This is a genomic window from Amycolatopsis sp. NPDC003731, assembly GCF_053586895.1.
Genome location: NZ_JBSFNC010000114.1, coordinates 1 through 18,486, shown reverse-complemented (window position 1 = coordinate 18,486; position 18,486 = coordinate 1). Strand labels below are relative to the sequence as shown.

Sequence of the window (18,486 nt, the reverse complement as noted above, 5' to 3'; positions counted from 1 at the left end):
CTCAGGAAAGGATCGACCCGCCGAAGTCGTCGTCATCGTCGTCGGCCGGACGGCGGCGGCGCGGCAGCTGCGACTGCTGCGACTGCTGCGGTGGCGCGGGCGGCGGGGTGCGCGGTGGCTCGTCGGTCTCCTCCGGCAGGAACCGGCGGACGCGGTCGGGCTCCGGGAACGCCGGCTCGGCCTCGGGCGGCGGCGCCGGGAACGTGCTCTGCGCCTCGCGGACGATCTCCGCCGCGGCCTGGTCGCCGGTGCCGGTGGTCTCGGTCATGGCCTGCTGCAGCAGCTCCGGGATCCGCGCCTGCGCGCGCTGCACCAGCTGCATCACCTGCGCCGACACCTCGGCCATCCGCTTGCCGGCCGCGGTCTCGGCGATGACGAGGTTCTTCAGCAGGCCGCGCGAATCGATCGTCACCTGGACGGTGCCGTCCTTCGACCGCTCGGTGACCGTCTGGCCCTGCATGCGCTCGGCCAGCGCCTGGTACCGGGCGGCGTTCTCCTCGAGCCGCTTGGTCCAGTTGTCGATCATCGCGTCGCTGGCGTCGATGCTGTCCGGCATCCCGGCCCCCTTCCCTCCACCCACACAGACGGAGCCGGGACGCCGTCGGTTCCCGGTTCACGTCAAAGGCCACCATAGGGGGACCCGGAGGTCTCCTACAGTGGCCTTCGCCGAGATGAGACGTCAGAGGTTGCCGCGGCGCTCCTGCTCACGCTCGATCGCCTCGAACAGCGCCTTGAAGTTGCCCTTGCCGAAGCCGAGCGAGCCGTGGCGCTCGATCAGCTCGTAGAACACGGTCGGGCGGTCGCCGATCGGCTTGGTGAAGATCTGCAGCAGGTAGCCGTCCTCGTCGCGGTCGACCAGGATGCTGTGCTCCTTGAGCGTCTCGATCGGCACGCGGACGTTGCCGATCCGGGCGCGCAGCTCCGGGTCGTCGTAGTAGGAGTCCGGGGTGTCGAGGAACTCGACGCCGGCGGCGCGCATCGCCGTCACCGTGGCGATGATGTCGTTGGTGGCCAGCGCGATGTGCTGGCAGCCGGCACCGTCGTAGAACTCGAGGTACTCGTCGATCTGCGACTTCTTCTTCGCGACGGCCGGCTCGTTCAGCGGGAACTTGACCCGGTGGTTGCCGTTCGAGACGACCTTGCTCATCAGCGCCGAGTACTCGGTCGCGATGTCGTCGCCGACGAACTCCGCCATGTTCACGAAGCCCATGACGCGGTGGTACCAGTCGACCCAGTAGTCCATCTTGCCGAGCTCGACGTTGCCGACGCAGTGGTCGACGGCCTGGAACAGCCGCTTCGGCGCGCCTTCCGGCCGCTTGATCGGGCTTTCGCGCGGCTCGTAGCCGGGCAGGTAGACGCCGTGGTAGCGCGACCGGTCGACCAGGGAGTGGCGGGTCTCGCCGTAGGTCGCGATCGCGGCGACGCGGACCGTGCCGTGCTCGTCCGAGACGTCGTGCGGCTCTTCGAGGATCGTCGCGCCCTGGGCGCGGGCGTGCTCGACGCACTTGTCGACGTCGGTGGTCTCCAGCGCCAGGTCGATGACGCCGTCGCCGTGCTTGCGGTGGTGGTCGAGCAGCGGCGAGTCCGGCTTCACGCCGCCGGTGATGACGAACCGGGCCGAGCCGGACTTCAGCACGTAAGACTTGCGCTCGTAAACGCCGGTTTCGGGACCGGAGTACGCGACGAGCTGCATCCCGAACGCGATCTGGTAGTACCAGGCGGTCTGGGTGGCGTTGCCGGCGATGAACACCACCGCGTCCATGGCCTTGACCGGGAACGGGTCGGTCGAGGCGTCGTGGTCGACGAGCCCGACCAGCTGACGCAGCTGGTCGTAGCTGACGTCGTCGAGGGCACCCTGGGGTTCGGCAGTCTGGGTCATACCTCGAAGGATCATCCCTTCGAGGCAAGATGCGCAATGGTCTCGATTTTCACTGGGCAATCTGACTGGTGTTCAGGGGAGATCGGCCGTCATCGTGGACAATCTGCGTATGCCGGAGAACCTGGATGCGCTGGATGCGCGGCTGCTGCTGTTGCTCACCGACTCGCCGCGCCTCGGGGTGCTGGAGTGCGCCCGCCGCCTCGGGGTGGCCCGCGGAACGGTCCAGGCCCGCCTGGACCGCCTGACCGAGCGCGGCATCCTCGGCGGCTTCCCGCCGGAGCTGGACCTGGCGGCGATGGGCTACGGCCTGACGGCGTTCGCGGTCCTGGAGATCGCCCAGGGCCGCCGCGCCGAGGTCGCGGAGGCCCTGGCGGCGATCGACGAGGTGTGCGAGGTCCACGCGACGACCGGCCAGGGTGACCTGTTCGTCCGCATGGTGGCCCGGGGCAACGACGACCTGCAACGGGTGATCGACGAGGTCGTGGGCGTGCCGGACGTGCTGCGGACGTCGACGTCGATCGCGCTGTCGACGCCGGTGCCGCCGCGGGTCCGCCCGCTGCTGGAGCGGACCGCGCGGGGCTGAACGCACCACGCGCACGACCCGCCGCGGGAAGGTCGCGAATGACTCATTCGGGACGCCGGACGTCCCGAATGAGTCATTCGCGGCATGCGGCCGAGCCGCTCAGCCTTCCTCGGCCACCTGGGCCAGGTACCGCTTGGCCGACCGCTGCACGACCTCGTACCCGTCGGACCGCACGACCGCGTCCCACCAAGCGCCGTAGATCGCCTCGAACCGGTAGCCCGCCAGCAGCTCCGCCGCGCGGCGGACGACGCCCGGCCGCTCCGGGATCAGGTTCGGGTAGCTGTACATGAAGCCCACGTGCGTGCGGTCGGGGATCACCTGGACGATGTCGCCGGACAACAGCGCGCCCCGGCCCTCCTCGCCGTCCGGCCAGTGCAGCACCGTGCCGCCCGCGAAGTGGACGCCCAGGTTGATCAGCCTCAGGTCGTCGGCGAGGTCCAGGGTGGTGCCGGACCACAGCTTCACCGCCGGGTCGGGGCGGCCGATCCACTGCTGGTCGGCTTCGTGCAGGTAGACCGGCACGTCGAACGCGCGCGCCCACTCCACCATCGTCGTGTAGTAGTGCGGGTGGCTGATCGCGATGCCGGTGATGCCGCCCAGCTCGCGGACCTGCGCCACCAGCGCGTCGTCCAGGTACGCCGCGCAGTCCCACAGGAAGTTGCCCGAGCGGGCGCGCACCAGCAGGGCGCGCTGGCCGATCGCGAACCCCGGGTTCGAGCCCACGCCGACGATGCCCGGGCCCTGCTCCTCGATCCGCGGTGTGTACGTGCCGCTGGAGCGGAGCGCGGAAAGGTTCGTCCACTGCTGGCCCGACCGCGGCACGTACTGGCGTTCGTCTTCGCAGATCGGGCAGTCGGTGCGGGCCGCGGCGTACTGCATGCCGCAGGCCTGGCACATCGGTTCGGTGCTCACGGCGTTGTCCTCCCAGAATGTGGATCCTGGGAGGACACGCTAGCCGTGCCTACTTCGCGTCGGTGTACGGAACCGCCTTGACGAGGGTCACCTTCTGGACCTTGCCGTTGGGCAGCTCGTACTCCCGGGCCTCGCCCTCCTTGGCGCCGAGCAGCGCCTTGCCCAGCGGCGACTCCGGGGAGTAGACGTCGAGTTCGCCCTCGGCGCCCTCTTCGCGGGTGGCGAGCAGGAACTTCTCGTCCTCGTCGTCACCCTCGTACCGCACGGTGAGCACCTTGCCGGGGCCGGCGGTGCCGTCGTTGGCGGGCGCCTCGCCGACCTTGGCCGAGCGCAGCAGCTCCTGCAGGTGCCGGATGCGCGCTTCGGCCTGGCCCTGCTCCTCGCGAGCCGCGTGGTAACCGCCGTTTTCCTTGAGGTCACCTTCTTCGCGGCTGTCGTTGATGCGCGCGGCGATGACCGGCCGATTCTCGATCATTTCGTCGAGCTCGTGCTTGAGCCGGTCGTAGGCATCCTGGGTGAGCCAGGTCACCTTGGTGTCGCTCACGGTCACCATCTCCTCGTCGGGCCTGCCAGGCTTGCGTGTTCAAGCCGGCCCACGCGGGCGTAGGTGCCCGCGTGGCTGAGATAAAGGAAAAACACGGCCCGTCGCGGGCCGTGCTGAAGGGTCAGAGTATCACGGCGCGAGAGGTCGACGCCCGTTATTTCCCCGCGCCCTGGGCGTTGGGCGCGCGGTTCACCCCGTTGGCCGCTATGGGGTTGACAGATAGCGTGGTATGTCGTACGAGCAGCCGAAGACGTCGGCGGTCACCGGTTCCCCGATGCTCTTGATCGTCGTGCTGATCCGGTTGTACTTCACGCCGGCCGGGATCAGGAGCTCCTTGCGGCCGCTCTCGGCGCCGGTCTTGTCGCGGACGCGGACCACGCACACGCCCGGCTTGCTGTCGTCGTCGCGGGTGACGTTGAGGGTGATTTCCATCGCGTTGCCCGGTTTTTCGCTGAACGCGATGCGCTCGGCGTCGATCGGTGCCGCACCGAGGTTGACGTAGGCGACCCACGCGATCAGGCCGCTGACCAGCAGGGCGATGGCCAGGAAGAGCCAGCGCCGCCAGCGCCGGGACGGCGTGGCGCGCGTGGTGCCGTACCGGTCCGCGAGCAGCGCGGGCGCTGCCGTTTCCGCCGGTCCGCCTGCCAACCCGGGCCTCCTGCTCGTTCTTGTCGTACCCGCGGGGACAATGGTGACGCGGGTACTCCTCGAGTATCCGCCCGCTGGGTGGGCGGCCCGCAGGTGGGTCGCGGAATAAGGGCAGAAGGGGAGTCGTTCGGAGCATGGTGGACGCCGACGAGCAGAGGAAAACCGCCAACCCGCGCCTGCGCATGATGGCGGTGCACGCGCACCCGGACGACGAGTCGAGCAAGGGTGCCGCGACGATGGCGCGCTACGCCGCCGAGGGGCACGAGGTGCTGGTCGTCACCTGCACCGGTGGCGAAGCCGGCAGCATCCTGAACCCGGCCATGGACCGGCCCGAGGTGCTGGCCAACATGGCCGAGATCCGCCGCGAGGAGATGGCCCGCGCGGCCAAGATCCTCGGCGTGAACCAGCGCTGGCTGGGCTTCGTCGACTCCGGCCTGCCGGAGGGCGACCCGCTGCCGCCGGTGCCCGAGGGGTCGTTCGCGGTCGTGCCGCTGGAGGAGTCCACCGAGGCGCTGGTGCGCGTGATCCGGGAGTTCCGCCCGCACGTGATCACCACCTACGACGAGAACGGCGGCTACCCGCACCCCGACCACATCCGCACCCACGAGGTGTCGATGGCGGCGTGGGACGCGGCCCCGGACCCGAGCCGCTTCCCGGACGCCGGCGAGCCGTGGCAGCCGCTGAAGCTGTACTACATGCACGGCTTCTCGCGCGCCCGGATGGTGCTGTTCGACGAGGCGCTGAAGGCGGCCGGGCTGGAGTCGCCGTACACCGAGTGGCTGGCGAACTGGGACCCGAACCGCGGCGATGTGATGGAGCGGGTGACGACCCGCGTCGAGTGCGGTGAATACTTCGAGGTGCGGGACGAGGCGCTGAAGGCGCACGCCACGCAGATCGACCCGACCAGCCGCTGGTTCGCCGTGCCCCGGGAGATGCAGCGCGAGGTCTGGCCGACCGAGGAGTACGAGCTGGTGAAGTCGCTGGTCGACAGCACGTTGCCGGAGGACGACCTGTTCGCCGGCATCGCCGGCGCCGAGGAGAAGGTGAACACATGAGTCTGACGCTGCCGGCCGGCGTGGCGCTTCCGGTGACCGCGTCGGCCCTGGTGCTGGCGCAACAGCCGGGCAACGGCGACAACGGCGGGCAGGGGGAGGACTTCGGCAAGTCCTCCCCGGTCGGCTTCCTGGTGCTGATCCTGTTCCTCATCGCGGTGGCCTTCCTGGTCCGCTCGATGACCAAGCACCTCAAGCGCGTCCCGGCCAGTTTTGACGACCCGCCGGCGGAGGCCGCACCGGAGCAGCCCGAAGCGAAGACCGATTCGGCGGCCGAGGTCCCCGTGGAGCCGGAGAAGAAGCAGCCGAACGGCGCCTCGCCGGCCAAGTCCGACTAGCGGGACCCGAGCGCCCGATGCGGCGTCGGGTGCGTGGGGCGCACCGAACGCCACATCGGGCCGCATCACAGCCGCGGGTCCACCGGGTCCGACTCCAGCGCCAGGACCGCGAACACGCACTCGTGCACTCGCCACAGCGGCTCCGCCCGCGCGACTCGCTCCAGGGCCTCCAGCCCCAGCGCGTACTCGCGCAGCGCCAGCATGCGCTTGCGGTCGAGCCCGCGCTTGCGCAGCCGCTCCAGGTTGTCCGGCAGCGTGTAGTCCGGGCCGTAGATGATCCGGAGGTACTCGCGTCCGCGCACCTTCACCCCGGGCTGGACCAGGCCGCGCGGGCCGCGGGTCAGGTTCGCCGCCGGCTTGACGACCATGCCCTCGCCGCCGGCCGCCGTCAGCTCCTCCCACCACGAGACGCCCCGGGCGACCGAGGCGTCGTCCAGCAGGTCCACCTCGAGCGTCCGGGTGCGCTGGAACCGCGAGCCCGCCAACCGGTCCAGCTGCGCGAGGTGCCACGAATGCGGCTGGTCGTGGTAGGCCTTCCCCTCGGACGCCAGCAGCTGGAACGGCGCCAGCCGCACCCCGTCCAGGCCCGACGTGGGCCAGCAGTAGCGCCGGTACGCCGTCCGGTAGGAGTCCACTGTGGAGGAACGCGACACCGTCCGCGCCAGGAGGTCGCCGACGTCGATGCCGCGCGCGGCCGCCGTCGCCAGCGCCGAGACCGCCGACGGCAGCACGGCCTGGGCGGCCGCACCGACCGACGCGTACTGGTCGGCGATCAGCGAACCGGCCTTCGCGCTCCACGGCAGCAGCTCGGCGTCGAGCAGCAGCCAGCCCGAGTCCAGCTCCTCGAACAGCCCGGCCGCCGCCGTGCGCACGTCGGCCAGCAGCTCGGCGTTCTGCGCGGCCGAGAAGAACGGGCGCCCGGTCCGCGTGTACACCGCGCCGCCGCCGCGGATGCCGAAGCGGCGGTACGCCACTTCGTCGTCCCGGCAGACCAGCACGATGGCCCGCGAGCCCATGTGCTTCTCCTCGCACAGCACGGCCTCGACCCCGGCCGCCCGGTACTCGGCGAACGCCTCCTCCGGGTGCTCGAGGTAGCCGCCGCGCGTCGACGTCGAACACGGCGCCATCGTCGGCGGCAGGTAGGCCAGCCACCGCGGGTCGACCGCGAACCGGCTCATCACCTCCAGGGCCGCCGCCGACTGCTCCGCCGAGACACCGACCCGGCCGTGGTGCGCGGTCTGCACGATCCGCTTCCCGGTGACGTCACCCAGCTCCAGCACCGCCGGCTCGCGCCCGGCGAGCGGCCGCGCCGTGTCCAGCGGCCGGGAAGGCTCGTACCAGACCCGGTGGGCCTTCACCGAGACGACTTCGCGCTCCGGGTAGCGCAGCGCGGTCAGCTTCCCGCCGAACACGGCCCCGGTGTCGAGGCACATGGTGTTGTTGACCCACTCCGGCTCCAGCGTCGGCGTGTGCCCGTAGAGGACCATCGCGGAGCCGCGGTAGTCGCGGGCCCACGGCAGCCGCACCGGCAGGCCGTACTCGTCGGTCTCGCCGGTCGTGTCGCCGTAGAGCGCCATGCTGCGCACCCGCCCGGACGCGCGCCCGTGGTAGCGCTCGGGCAGCCCGGCGTGCGCGACGACGAGCTTCCCGCCGTCGAGGACGTAGTGCGCGATCAGCCCGTCGCAGAACTCGTGGACGCCGCGGCGGAACTCCTCGCTCTCCGCGCCGAGCTGCTCCAGCGACTCGGCGAGCCCGTGCGCCACGTTGACCTTCCGCCCGTGCAGCGCGCGCACCAGCTTCTGCTCGTGGTTCCCGCACACGACCAGCGCGTTCCCGGACGCCGTCATCGCCATCACGCGCCGCAGCACGCCGGGGGTGTCCGGGCCGCGGTCGACGAGGTCGCCGACGAACACCGCGGTCCGGCCGTCCGGGTGCACGCCGTCGGCGTACCCCAGCTCGGCCAGCAGCTCCTCGAGCTCGGCCGCACAGCCGTGGACGTCGCCGATCACGTCGAACGGCCCGGTCAGCTCGCGCTTGTCGTTGCGCAGCGGCTCGACGACGATCTCGGCTTCGGCCACCTCGGCTTCGCTGCGCAGCACGTGCACGCGCCGGAAACCCTCGCGCTCCAGCGACTTCAGCGACCGCTGCAGCTCGCCGCGCTGCCGCCGGATCACGTGGTCGCCGAAGTCGCGGTCGGTGCGCGACGCGTTGCGCGCGGCGCAGACGGCCACCGGCAGGTCGAGCACGATCGCCGTCGGCAGCACGTCGTGCTCCTTCGCGAGCTTCACCAGGCTCGCCCGCGAAGCGCGCTGGACGTTCGTCGCGTCGATGACGGTCGTCCGCCCGGCTGCCAGCCGCTTCGCCGCGACGTAGTGCAGCGCGTCGAAGGCGTCGGCGCTGGCCGACTGGTCGTTCTCGTCGTCGGCGACGAGCCCGCGGAAGAAATCACTGGAGAGCACCTGCGTCGGCGCGAAGTGCGTGCGCGCGAACGTCGACTTGCCGGAGCCGGAAGCGCCGACGAGCACGACGAGCGCCATGTCGGGGACGGTCAGCTTCACGCGGCCACCTCCTTTTGGGTGGTGAAGACCGCCATCTGGGTCGGCGGTCCCGATTCCTGGTCCTCCGGTCCGATCGGTACGTATCGGACGTCGTAGCCGCGCCGGGTCGCGACGCCGTCCGCCCAGGCGCGGAACTCGGCTCGCGTCCATTCGAACCGGTGGTCGGCGTGCCGGAAATGCCCCATCGGCAGGAACTCGAACAGCCGGTTGTACTCCGCGTTGGGCGTCGTGACGAGCACCGTGCGCGGCGCCGCGACCCCGAACACCGCGTGTTCCAGCGCGGGCAGCCGGTCGGCGTCCACGTGCTCGACGACCTCCATGAGCACGGCGGCGTCGAACCCGGCCAGCGCCGGGTCGGCGTAGGTCAGCGCGGACTGCCGCAGCGTGACGCGGGAGCTCTCCTTCAGCCGCTTCTGCGCGATGTCCAGCGCGCTGCTGGACACGTCGACGCCGACGATGTCGGTGAACGACCGCTCCTTCTCCAGGACGCGCAGCAGCGCGCCGGAGCCGCACCCGAGGTCCAGGACGCGCCGGGCGCCGGCGGCCCGCAGCGCGGCGAGCACGCTGCCGTGGCGCTGCGACGCGAGGCTCTCCGCCTTGTCGGTGCCCTCGGTGACCTCCGTGACCAGCGCTTCGGCCTCCGCCGGGACGTCGTCCGCCTCGGCCAGCCGCGAAAGCGCGTACGCGACGACCGGGCGGCGCCGCTCGAGGTAGCGGTTCGTGATCAGCGTCCGCTCGGGGTGCCCGGCGAGCCAGCCTTCGCCGGCACGCAGCAGCTTGTCGGCCTCGTCCTGGCCCACCCAGTAGTGCTTGTCGCCGTCGAGCGCCGGCAGCAGCACGTACAGGTGGCGCAGCGCGTCGGCGACGCGCTGGGTGCCGGTGAGCCGCAAGTCGACGTAGCGGCTGTCGCCCCACTGCGGGAATTGCGCGTCGAGCGGGATCGGCGTCGCCGAAACGCGCCAGCCGAGCGGCTCGAACAGCTTGTGCACGACTTCAGGACCACCGCGAGCGGACAGCGACGGCAGGTGGACCTCCAGGTCGAAGGGCTCGTCGACCAGCTCCGGCCGGGCCGCGCACCGGCCCGCGAGCGCCGTGGTGAACGCGGCCCGCAGCGCGACCGCGAGGTACGAGCCCCCGGCGTACGGCCGGTCGTTGACGTACTGGGTCAGCGTCGTCCCGCCGCCGCGGACGAGCCCGACGGGGTCGATTTCGACGAACAGCGCGGCGGTGCAGCGGTCCGGCGCCGCCTCCGGGTAGAAGACGTGCGCGGTACCGGCGGACAGCGCGACCGATTGCGCTTTCTCCGGGTGCTTGTGCAGGAGAAAGCCCAGGTCGGTGGCCGGGTTCCGGGTCGTCGTGATGGTCAGCAACACGGGCACAGTGTGGCGGAGCGGCCGGTGACCGCGCGCCCGGTTTTCCCGGGTGCCACCCTGGACACATGAACCGCCTCGCGCACGCGACCAGCCCGTACCTGCTCCAGCACGCGGAGAACCCGGTCGACTGGTGGCCGTGGGGGCCCGAAGCGCTCGCCGAGGCGAAGCGGCGGAACGTGCCCATCCTGCTTTCGGTCGGGTACGCCGCCTGCCACTGGTGCCACGTCATGGCGCACGAGTCGTTCGAGGACGCCGGCACCGCGGCCCTGATGAACGGCAACTTCGTCAACATCAAGGTCGACCGCGAGGAGCGGCCCGACATCGACGCGGTGTACATGGCCGCCACCCAGGCGATGACCGGCCAGGGCGGCTGGCCGATGACCTGCTTCCTGACCCCGGACGGCGAGCCGTTCCACTGCGGCACCTACTACCCGCCGTCGCCGCGGCCGGGGATGCCGTCGTTCCGGCAGCTGCTCGCCGCCGTCACCGAGGCGTGGCAGGAGCGGCCGGACGAGCTCCTCGACGGCGCGAAGCAGATCGTCGCCCACCTCGCCGAGCAGACCGGGCCGCTCAAGGAGTCCGTCGTGGACGAAGCGGTGCTCGCCGGCGCGGTCGCGACGCTCCAGCAGGAGGCGGACAGCGTCAACGGCGGGTTCGGCCGCGCACCGAAGTTCCCGCCGTCGATGGTGCTGGAGTTCCTGCTGCGGCACCACGAGCGCACGGGTTCCGCGGTCGCACTGTCTCTTGTGGACTCGACGGCCGAGGCGATGGCCCGCGGCGGCCTGTACGACCAGCTGGCCGGCGGCTTCGCGCGCTACTCCGTCGACGCCGAGTGGATCGTGCCGCACTTCGAGAAGATGTTGTACGACAACGCGTTGCTCCTGCGGTTCTACGCGCACCTCTGGCGGCGCACGGGCTCGGCGACAGCGTTGCGGGTCGCCACCGGAACGGCGGAATTCCTCTTCGAAAGCCTGCGGACGCCCGAAGGCGGCTTCGCGTCTTCGCTGGACGCGGACACCGAAGGCGTCGAAGGCCTGACGTACGTCTGGACGCCCGAGCAGCTGCGTGAGGTGGTCGGTGACGACTCCGCCGCCGAGCTGTTCGGCGTCACGCCCGAAGGCACCTTCGAGGAGGGCGCCTCGACATTGCGCCTGTTCGGCGACTTGCCCGAGCCGCTGCGCCTCAAGCTGCTGGAGGCGCGCGCGAAGCGGCCGCAGCCAGGGCGGGACGACAAGGTGATCGCCTCCTGGAACGGCCTGGCGATCATCGCGCTGGCCGAGGCGGGGGTGGCCCTAGACCGTCCACAATGGATCGACTGGGCCACGTCCGCGGCCGAGTTGCTGCTCCGGGTGCACGTCGTCGACGGACGGCTGCGGCGGTCTTCGCGCGACGGCGTCGTCGGCGAATCCGCCGGGGTGCTGGAGGACTACGCCTGCGTCGCCGACGGGTTCCTGGCGCTGCACCAGGCGACGGGGTCGGCGAAGTGGCTGACCGAAGCGACCCGGCTGCTCGACCTGGCGCTGGCGCACTTCGCGTCCCCGGACGTCCCGGGTGCGTACTTCGACACGGCCGACGACGCCGAGACGCTGGTCCAGCGCCCGGCCGACCCGGGCGACAACGCGAGCCCGTCGGGGGCGTCGGCGCTGGCCGGGGCGCTGCTGACGGCGTCCGCGCTCGCGGGGTACGACAGCGCGGCGCGGTACCGGGAGGCGGCCGAGCAGGCGCTGCGGCGGGCCGGGGTGCTGGCCGGGCGGGTGCCGCGGTTCGCCGGGCACTGGCTGTCGGTGGCGGAGGCGCTGCAGGCGGGTCCGGTGCAGGTCGCGGTGGTCGGGGCGGACCCGGCGTTGCGGCTGGCCGCGGCCCGGGGTGTGCACGGCGGCGGCATCGTGCTGGCGGGCGAGCCGGACGCGCCGGGCGTGCCGCTCCTGGCCGACCGTCCGCTGGTGGCCGGCGCCCCGGCGGCGTACGTCTGCCGGGGGTACGTCTGCGACCGCCCGGTGACTTCGGTCGAGGAGCTGACCGCCCAGCTCTGATCGCCCTGGGTGAACGCGGTGTCTGTGGTCTGGGTTTCGGCGTAACTTCGGTAGCGATGTAATCATGTAATCCGGAGGTGCGACATGGGACGCGGATGGCGTGGCGGTCGAGGCTGGCAGCAGGCGGAGGTCCCGCCGGCGGACGACGCGGCGGCCTGGTTCGGAGGCCGCCTGCCCGACGGCTGGTTCACGGGCGCACCGGAGGTCACGGTCGACCGCGAAGAGATCATCGTGGTCGGCGAGCTCCCGGCCCTGACGGAGGAGCACGCGGACGACGCAGCCCGCGCGGCGGCCGAGGAGGGCCGGATCAGCCGGTACCGCGAGGAGACGCGCGACGAGCGCATCGAAATCGCCCGCCAGGCGGAGCACCGCTACCAGCGCAAGGTGTCCTGGGGCGCGCGGCTGGGGGGAACGACGGCACTGTTCACGACGCACTCGGCCCCGGTGATGACGAGGCTGCGCCAGCCGGAGCGCCTGGTGCTGGACACCCTGGTGGACGCGGGCGTGGCCCGGTCGCGGTCGGACGCGCTGGCGTGGGCGGTGCGCCTGGTGGGCCAGCACGCGGACAGCTGGCTCGGTGAGTTGCGCGAGGCGATGACGAAGGTGGACGACCTGCGCTCGAAGGGCCCGGACCTGGGCTGAGCGGGGCTGGACCTCGGCTGGGCGGGCTGCGGGATTGCCCCTTCGGTGGCACCCGCGGCCGGGGCGAGGCGGAGCCGCGCGGTGTCGCCCCCTCGGTGACACCCCGCGGTCCCGCCGCCTCTGCTCGCTCGTCGTACGGATCACGCCCCAGGTGCGGTTCCGGTTGCCTCGTGCCCGGGACGGATCGGCCACCCCGGGCGATCGCGCAAGCCTGGACCTGAACCGGCTTCCGCGCCTAGAGTTCGTCGTGCCCGCGGTCCGTGCCGCGGTTCCGCCGTCGCACCAGTTCCTCGTGAAGGACGTGTCCATGGACGGCAGGTTCACCCGGCGGCAGCTGATCAAGGGCGGGCTCGCGGTGGCGGCGGTGCCGCTGCTCCCGGCCGTCGCTTCGGCGGCGCCCCGCATCGACGTTCCCCCGCTCCCGTGGCCCGCGGCGAACGACATCGTCGCGAACACGACGATTCCCGTGTTCCCCGACCGCAGTTTCCCGATCACCGGTTACGGCGCGAAGAACGACGGCAAAACCGACAACACCGCGGCCATCGCGAAGGCGATCGACGCCTGCGCCGCGGCCGGCGGCGGGCATGTGATCGTGCCGTCCGGCGGCAGCTTCCTCACCGGCGCCGTCCGCCTGAAGAGCAACGTCGACCTGCACCTGGAAAAGGGCGCGGTCCTCAAGTTCAGCGGCGACGCCGCGAAGTTCCCGAACGTCCTGACGCGCTACGAAGGCATCGAATGCGTCAACCGCTCCCCGATGGTCTACGCCTACGGGGAAAAGAACATCGGCCTCACCGGCAGCGGCACGCTCGACGCGGCGGCGACGTCGTCGTGGAACAAGGGCAGTGACCGCGCGTACCTGGAATCCCTGGTGGCCAAGGGAACCCCGCCGGAGAAGCGGGTGGTGCCCGGTTCGGGGCACACCATGCGCTCGGCGTTCGTCGAGCCGTACGCCTGCGAAAACGTGCTGATCCAGGGCATCACCCTGAAGAACTCGATGTTCTGGCAGCTGCACCCGACGCTGTGCCGCAACGTCACGGTCGACGGCGTCAGCACCGACTCCAGCACCGCGCACAGCAACACCGACGGCTGCGACCCGGAGTCGTGCGACCACGTCGTCATCGCCAACTGCACCCTCGGCGCGCACGACGACAACATCGCCATCAAGTCCGGCCGCGACGCCGACGGGCGCCGGGTGAACGTGCCGTGCCAGAACCTCGTCGTGGTGAACTGCGTGATGAACGGCAACTGGGGCGCGATCACGTGCGGCAGCGAGCAGACCGGCGGGATCCGCAACGTCTACGCCTACCGGCTCACCGTGAAAGGTGACACGAAGTTCGCGCTCTACGTGAAGTCCAACACCCTGCGTGGCGGATTCTCCGAGAACATCAACCTCGACAGCGTTTCCGGCACCTTCGCGCGGAACTTCGTGTTCGTGACGTCCACCTACAACAGCCAGACCGGCAGCACCGTCCCGTCGTTCGGGCCGTTCACGATCAGCAACTGCTCGAGCACGAAGATCGCGGGCAAGACCTTCGACGTCAGCGGGCTTTCGAACGCCCACGTGCACGGGTTCTCCGTGGCGAACTCCACGTTTGAGGGCGTCGCCGATACCTCGAACACGCTGAAGTACGTGGACAACGCCCGTTTCACGCAGGTGACGGTGAACGGCAAGCCGATCTGAACCTGCGGGATCGGCGGCGCTGCGGCAGGCTTACTACCAACGAGTAGGAAGCCTGCCGTTCGTCCTTTCCGGAGGTAGCCGTGGACGTCCCCGAAGTGCCCTCGAAGGTGGACCCGGACGCACTGACCGCCGTCCTCGACGGTCGCTGGGCCGAGCTGCGCCGCGGGGTGCGGGCGCAGATGGCCGGCGCCGAGTTCCGGGACCCGGTCGACCTCGGCATCGAGGCGCACCGTGCCCAGGTGCTCGACCAGCTGCGTGCGCTCGCCGCGACCGACCGGCCCGGCCTGGGCTTCGACCCGGCCTACGGCGGCGGTGGCGACGTCGGCGGCTCGGTGACGTCGTTCGAGCTGCTCGGCTACGGCGACCTGTCGCTGATGGTGAAGGCCGGCGTCCAGTGGGGCCTGTTCGGCGGCGCCGTCCAGCTGCTCGGCACCGAGCGCCACCACGAGCGGTACCTGCGCGGGATCATCGACCTCGACGTCCTGGGCTGCTTCGCGATGACCGAGCACGGCCACGGTTCCGACGTCCAGCACCTGCGAACGACGGCGACCTACACCGACGGCGGGTTCGTCATCGACACGCCGGATGCCATGGCCCGCAAGGAATACATCGGCAACGCGGCCCGCGACGGCCGGCTGGCGGTGGTCTTCGCCCAGCTGATCACCGGCGGCGAGTCGCGCGGCGTGCACGCGTTCCTCGTCCCGATCCGCGACGAGGACGGCAAGCCGGTGCCCGGGGTGTCCATCGAGGACTGCGGGCCGAAGGCGGGGCTCAACGGCGTCGACAACGGACGGCTGGGCTTCGACCACGTCCGCGTCCCGCGCGAGGCCCTGCTGAACCGCTTCGGCGACGTCGCCGAAGACGGGACGTACTCGAGCCCGATCGAAAGCGACAGCCGCCGGTTCTTCACGATGCTGGGCACGCTGATCCGCGGCCGGGTGAGCGTCGGCGGCAGCGCGGGCAGCGCGACCAAGCGCGCGCTGGCCCTGGCCATCCGCTACGGCGAGCACCGGCACCAGTTCATGAAGCCGGACGGCGACGAGGTCGTCATCCTCGACTACCTCGGGCACCAGCGGAAACTGCTGCCGGCGCTGGCGAAGACGTACGCGCTGAACTTCGCCCAGGAGGAGCTGGTCTCGAAGCTGCACGACATCGACACGTCGGCGCCGGAGGAGGAGCAGCGCGAGCTGGAGTCGCGGGCGGCCGGGCTGAAGGCCCTCAACACGTGGCACGCGACGGCGACCATCCAGGCCGCGCGCGAGGCCTGCGGCGGCGCGGGCTACCTGGCGGAGAACATCCTCCCCGGCCTGAAGGCCGACACCGACGTCTTCACGACGTTCGAGGGCGACAACACGGTGCTGCTGCAGCTGGTCGCGAAGGGCCTGCTGACCAGCTACAAGCAGGATTTCGAGGACCTCTCGCCGCTGGCGACGGCCCGGTTCTTCACCGACCAGGTGGTCAACACGATCCTGGAGCGCACCTCGGTGCGCAAGGCGCTCGAGTCGCTCACCGAGGGGTCCGACTCGGACGTGTTCTTCCGCCGCGAGTGGCAGCTGAGGCTGTTCGAAGACCGCGAGGAGCATGTCGTCGAAGGGGTGGCGAAGCGCCTGCGCAAGGCGGCGGCCGACCCGTTCGGTGTGTTCAACGCGGCGCAGGACCACGTACTGCGCGCCGGCCGCGTCCACGTCGAGCGCCTGGTGCTGGAGGCGTTCGTGGCCGGCATCGAGCGCTGCGAGGACCCCGAAGCACGTGCGCTGCTGGAGCGCGTCTGCGACCTGTACGCGTTGTCGGCGATCGAAGAGGACCTGGCGTGGTTCCTGGGCCACGGCCGCTTGACCGCGTCGCGCGCGAAGGCGGTCACGTCGGCGGTGAACCGGCTGTGCGCGGAGCTGCGCCCGCACGCGCGCACGCTGGTGGACGCGTTCGCGATCCCGGAGCAGTTCCTCGCGGCGCCGATGCTGACGTCCTGATCGCGGTGGTGACCCAGGCGGGTGGCCGGTATCGGGGCCCGGCCACCCGCCCGGGAGCCCTCAGGACCGCCGGTGCTTGCGGTCGTCGTCGGTGATCTCGAACTGCTCCTTGCGGACCTTGCCGGACACGGTCTGCTCGTCGCTGACCGTCTCCTTCCGCAGGCGCGCCCGCTCGACCGGCACGGTTTCCTTGCGCACCACCGGTTTCTCCGCGTGCAGGACGACGTCCTGCTCGGCCTCGCCGATCTCCGCGGTGCCGTCACCGCGGGTGACGGGCTCGCGTTCGATGCGCACCTCTTCGTGCCGCACCGGCACGGTGACCTGCTGTTCCTCGGTGACGACGTACTTGCGCAGCCGCACGTGCCCGGTCTCGACCTGCTCGGTGCCGATGTCCAGGCGTTCTTCGGAGCGCGTCATGGCCCGGTCGTCGCGCTTCCGGACCATCGCGTCCTGGCCGCGGCCCGTCCGGCCCGACCGGTCCGTCCGGTCCATCCGCCCGTCCGGCGACATGCGTGGCACCGGCAGGCCGTAGTGCTGGTAGAGCTGCGTGCTCTCCTCGGGCGAGAGGTGCCCGTCGGCGTCGATGCGGGGGGCGTCGGACACGCTGTCCTTGTCGACCCGGACGTGGACGCCGTCCTTGTCCGTGTGCGCGCCGGAGAGCGGCACGAAGCTTTCCTTGGTGCCGAACAGGCCGGTCTTGACGGTGATCCACTCGGGCTGGTGCGTCGCGTCGGCGAGATAGACGTTGCCGACCTTCCCGAGCTTGTTGCCGTCCGGGTCGACCACGGCGCTGTCGATGAGTTCCTCGGGCTGCAGGGTGCTGGCCATCGCGGTCGTGCTCCTTCCACGCGTCGGTTCTGGTGCAGCCCACCGTCGGCCGCGCCGGCGAGCCCGGCAACCGTCGTGGTGTTCCCGTGGGTGACCCCTGAACGTGATCGTTTGAAGCGTCGCCCGCGGGTCAGGACCGGTGTCGTCCGCAGGTCGAGGGCGTGCCGCCGGCGTGACCGCCCGCGCGCGCCGGGAACGCAAAGGTGTGGATCTCGATCCGGCGTGACCGGGGTCACCCGCGGTGTTGTCACAACCGCGTCGCCCGGGTCGTCAAGGGGGTGAAGCCGACGATGGAAGGGGAACGGCCATGGAAGCCCGGATCAACCTGTTCGAGAACGAGATCACCGGCAAGTTCGTCAAGCGCCTGATCGCGGCGTCCCGCCCGGTCGAGGAGTCCTCGCTGCCGCACGCGACCCAGGAGCTGGTGAAGATCCGCGCGAGCCAGATCAACGGCTGCGGGATGTGCCTCGACATGCACACGAAGGACGCGGCGGCGGCCGGCGAGACGGCGGTCCGTCTCGCGATGGTGGCGGCGTGGCGCGAAGCGGTGGTGTTCACCGAAGCGGAGCGCGCGGCCCTGGCGCTGGCGGAGGAGGGCACCCGCCTGGCGGACACGCACACCGGCGTCAGCGACGAGACGTGGGCCGCGGTGCGCAAGCACTTCGACGACGAGCAGATCGGCGCGCTGATCTCCCTGGTGGCGACGATCAACGCGTGGAACCGCCTGAACGTGATCGCCCGCAACCCGGCGGGCGAGTACCAGCCGGGGATGTTCGGCTGAGACTGTCCAAAGAGGGCACTCCACCGGCCGTGCGGCGCGGAACCAGCTTCGATGGTGACGAACCCACGGCGGTGGAACCCTCAACCGTGGCACAGCCTGGTGGACACCGCCCGGCGTAAGGTGTTTGAGTGCCGGGACGGGTGACGTTGTCCAAACCATCGGGTGATGTCGATAAAGGACTGCGGCAGATCGCCCGATGATTTTACCATGATGAAAAAGACGCTCTTCGCAGCCGCGATCATCGGTGGCGCCATGCTTGCTGTGGCCGCGCCGGCTTCCGCCGGTGAGGGTCACCACCCGGGTGGCGGTGGCATCAGCATCGGCGACAACCTCTGCGCGGCTCCGTGGCAGTGGAACGGTCCCTTCGAGGTGCTGCACGCGGGCCACGCGCCCTCGTACGCAGCGTGCAACAACAACTCCACCGGCGGCGGTCACGGTGGGATCAGCATCCTCAACAACGCCTGCCTGCTGCCCTGGCAGTGGAACGGCCCGGTCGAGCTGCTGACGGTCGACCACAACCCGTCGTACGTCGCCTGCAACGGCAACTCCGCGGGCTGACGAGAAAGAAGAGCCGTGGCTGGTTGATCGAGTGTGCACCAACCAACCACGGTCGGTCTTCTTCTGACAGAAGCGCGGCCCCCGCTCGAAATCGAGCGGGGGCCGC

Annotated in this window: 17 protein-coding genes; 9 read left to right on the top strand and 8 right to left on the bottom strand. The window is 70.9% G+C overall.

Annotation, left to right across the window (positions count from 1 at the left end; genetic code table 11):
* Window position 1 precedes the first annotated feature (1 nt).
* Window positions 2-556, bottom strand: coding sequence for a YbaB/EbfC family nucleoid-associated protein (locus ACWDN5_RS34310; protein WP_449679206.1), 555 nt, complete (start codon window positions 554-556; stop codon window positions 2-4).
* Window positions 557-679: 123 nt separating this feature from the next.
* A complete protein-coding gene (gene hppD / locus ACWDN5_RS34305) occupies window positions 680-1,879 on the bottom strand; it encodes a 4-hydroxyphenylpyruvate dioxygenase (protein ID WP_449679205.1) in 1,200 nt (399 codons plus the stop codon).
* Window positions 1,880-1,988: 109 nt separating this feature from the next.
* Here hppD and ACWDN5_RS34300 point away from each other — a divergent pair, with 109 nt between their 5' ends.
* On the top strand, window positions 1,989-2,462 hold the full coding sequence (locus ACWDN5_RS34300) for an Lrp/AsnC family transcriptional regulator (protein WP_206790021.1): 474 nt from the start codon (window positions 1,989-1,991) through the stop codon (window positions 2,460-2,462).
* A 99-nt stretch (window positions 2,463-2,561) separates the two neighbouring features.
* Here ACWDN5_RS34300 and ACWDN5_RS34295 read toward each other — a convergent pair whose 3' ends face one another.
* The 3 genes from ACWDN5_RS34295 to ACWDN5_RS34285 form a co-directional block, all read right to left on the bottom strand.
* Window positions 2,562-3,374 (bottom strand): MBL fold metallo-hydrolase, encoded by an 813-nt coding sequence (locus ACWDN5_RS34295; RefSeq protein ID WP_449679204.1) that lies wholly within the window; start codon window positions 3,372-3,374, stop codon window positions 2,562-2,564.
* Between the two features lie 49 nt (window positions 3,375-3,423).
* Window positions 3,424-3,927 carry a transcription elongation factor GreA gene (greA, locus tag ACWDN5_RS34290; RefSeq protein WP_310973599.1) on the bottom strand — a complete coding sequence of 168 codons (504 nt, stop codon included), beginning with the start codon at window positions 3,925-3,927 and terminating at the stop codon, window positions 3,424-3,426.
* Window positions 3,928-4,122: 195 nt separating this feature from the next.
* Window positions 4,123-4,566 carry a DUF4307 domain-containing protein gene (locus tag ACWDN5_RS34285; RefSeq protein ID WP_310973597.1) on the bottom strand — a complete coding sequence of 148 codons (444 nt, stop codon included), beginning with the start codon at window positions 4,564-4,566 and terminating at the stop codon, window positions 4,123-4,125.
* Window positions 4,567-4,700: 134 nt separating this feature from the next.
* Here ACWDN5_RS34285 and mca point away from each other — a divergent pair, with 134 nt between their 5' ends.
* Window positions 4,701-5,621, top strand: coding sequence for a mycothiol conjugate amidase Mca (gene mca, locus ACWDN5_RS34280; RefSeq protein ID WP_310973595.1), 921 nt, complete (start codon window positions 4,701-4,703; stop codon window positions 5,619-5,621).
* Window positions 5,618-5,956 carry a hypothetical protein gene (locus ACWDN5_RS34275; protein ID WP_310973593.1) on the top strand — a complete coding sequence of 113 codons (339 nt, stop codon included), beginning with the start codon at window positions 5,618-5,620 and terminating at the stop codon, window positions 5,954-5,956. The genes mca and ACWDN5_RS34275 overlap by 4 nt, the downstream gene beginning before the upstream one ends.
* A 65-nt stretch (window positions 5,957-6,021) precedes the next feature.
* Here the strand turns inward: ACWDN5_RS34275 and ACWDN5_RS34270 are convergent, their stop codons facing one another.
* A complete protein-coding gene (locus ACWDN5_RS34270; protein ID WP_449679203.1) occupies window positions 6,022-8,514 on the bottom strand; it encodes a polynucleotide kinase-phosphatase in 2,493 nt (830 codons plus the stop codon).
* Complete coding sequence (locus ACWDN5_RS34265) at window positions 8,511-9,887, bottom strand: 3' terminal RNA ribose 2'-O-methyltransferase Hen1 (RefSeq protein ID WP_449679202.1); 1,377 nt, start codon at window positions 9,885-9,887, stop codon at window positions 8,511-8,513. Before ACWDN5_RS34265 ends, ACWDN5_RS34270 begins: the two co-directional genes overlap by 4 nt.
* A gap of 65 nt (window positions 9,888-9,952) precedes the next feature.
* Between ACWDN5_RS34265 and ACWDN5_RS34260 the strand changes: the two genes are divergently transcribed.
* The 4 genes from ACWDN5_RS34260 (at window position 9,953) to ACWDN5_RS34245 (ending at window position 16,213) form a co-directional block, all read left to right on the top strand.
* Window positions 9,953-11,920, top strand: coding sequence for a thioredoxin domain-containing protein (locus ACWDN5_RS34260; protein WP_449679201.1), 1,968 nt, complete (start codon window positions 9,953-9,955; stop codon window positions 11,918-11,920).
* 84 nt (window positions 11,921-12,004) lie between these two features.
* Window positions 12,005-12,562, top strand: a complete 558-nt coding sequence (locus tag ACWDN5_RS34255; protein ID WP_310973587.1) for a hypothetical protein — start codon at window positions 12,005-12,007, stop codon at window positions 12,560-12,562.
* Between the two features lie 307 nt (window positions 12,563-12,869).
* The gene (locus ACWDN5_RS34250; protein WP_310973586.1) at window positions 12,870-14,243 is read left to right on the top strand and encodes a glycosyl hydrolase family 28 protein; all 1,374 of its coding nucleotides are present in this window, start codon (window positions 12,870-12,872) and stop codon (window positions 14,241-14,243) included.
* A gap of 80 nt (window positions 14,244-14,323) precedes the next feature.
* A complete protein-coding gene (locus ACWDN5_RS34245) occupies window positions 14,324-16,213 on the top strand; it encodes an acyl-CoA dehydrogenase family protein (RefSeq protein ID WP_449679200.1) in 1,890 nt (629 codons plus the stop codon).
* A gap of 60 nt (window positions 16,214-16,273) precedes the next feature.
* On the opposite strand, the gene ACWDN5_RS34240 is transcribed toward ACWDN5_RS34245, so the two are convergent.
* The gene (locus ACWDN5_RS34240) at window positions 16,274-17,041 is read right to left on the bottom strand and encodes a DUF2382 domain-containing protein (RefSeq protein WP_449679199.1); all 768 of its coding nucleotides are present in this window, start codon (window positions 17,039-17,041) and stop codon (window positions 16,274-16,276) included.
* Window positions 17,042-17,348: 307 nt separating this feature from the next.
* On the opposite strand from ACWDN5_RS34240, the gene ACWDN5_RS34235 reads away from it, so the two are divergent.
* Entirely contained in the window at window positions 17,349-17,822 is a 474-nt protein-coding gene (locus ACWDN5_RS34235) for a carboxymuconolactone decarboxylase family protein (RefSeq protein WP_310973580.1), read from the top strand.
* Between the two features lie 207 nt (window positions 17,823-18,029).
* The gene (locus tag ACWDN5_RS34230) at window positions 18,030-18,380 is read left to right on the top strand and encodes a hypothetical protein (protein WP_310973579.1); all 351 of its coding nucleotides are present in this window, start codon (window positions 18,030-18,032) and stop codon (window positions 18,378-18,380) included.
* The last annotated feature ends 106 nt before the right edge of the window (window positions 18,381-18,486 follow it).

Bases quoted from the DNA above. Each gene is read 5' to 3' on its own strand.
- ACWDN5_RS34310 (WP_449679206.1), bottom strand. From the start codon at position 556: ATGCCGGACAGCATCGACGCCAGCGACGCGATGATCGACAACTGGACC.
- hppD (WP_449679205.1), bottom strand. From the start codon at position 1,879: ATGACCCAGACTGCCGAACCCCAGGGTGCCCTCGACGACGTCAGCTAC.
- ACWDN5_RS34300 (WP_206790021.1), top strand. From the start codon at position 1,989: ATGCCGGAGAACCTGGATGCGCTGGATGCGCGGCTGCTGCTGTTGCTC.
- greA (WP_310973599.1), bottom strand. From the start codon at position 3,927: ATGGTGACCGTGAGCGACACCAAGGTGACCTGGCTCACCCAGGATGCC.
- mca (WP_310973595.1), top strand. From the start codon at position 4,701: ATGGTGGACGCCGACGAGCAGAGGAAAACCGCCAACCCGCGCCTGCGC.
- ACWDN5_RS34275 (WP_310973593.1), top strand. From the start codon at position 5,618: ATGAGTCTGACGCTGCCGGCCGGCGTGGCGCTTCCGGTGACCGCGTCG.
- ACWDN5_RS34260 (WP_449679201.1), top strand. From the start codon at position 9,953: ATGAACCGCCTCGCGCACGCGACCAGCCCGTACCTGCTCCAGCACGCG.
- ACWDN5_RS34255 (WP_310973587.1), top strand. From the start codon at position 12,005: ATGGGACGCGGATGGCGTGGCGGTCGAGGCTGGCAGCAGGCGGAGGTC.
- ACWDN5_RS34250 (WP_310973586.1), top strand. From the start codon at position 12,870: ATGGACGGCAGGTTCACCCGGCGGCAGCTGATCAAGGGCGGGCTCGCG.
- ACWDN5_RS34240 (WP_449679199.1), bottom strand. From the start codon at position 17,041: ATGGCCAGCACCCTGCAGCCCGAGGAACTCATCGACAGCGCCGTGGTC.
- ACWDN5_RS34235 (WP_310973580.1), top strand. From the start codon at position 17,349: ATGGAAGCCCGGATCAACCTGTTCGAGAACGAGATCACCGGCAAGTTC.
- ACWDN5_RS34230 (WP_310973579.1), top strand. From the start codon at position 18,030: ATGATGAAAAAGACGCTCTTCGCAGCCGCGATCATCGGTGGCGCCATG.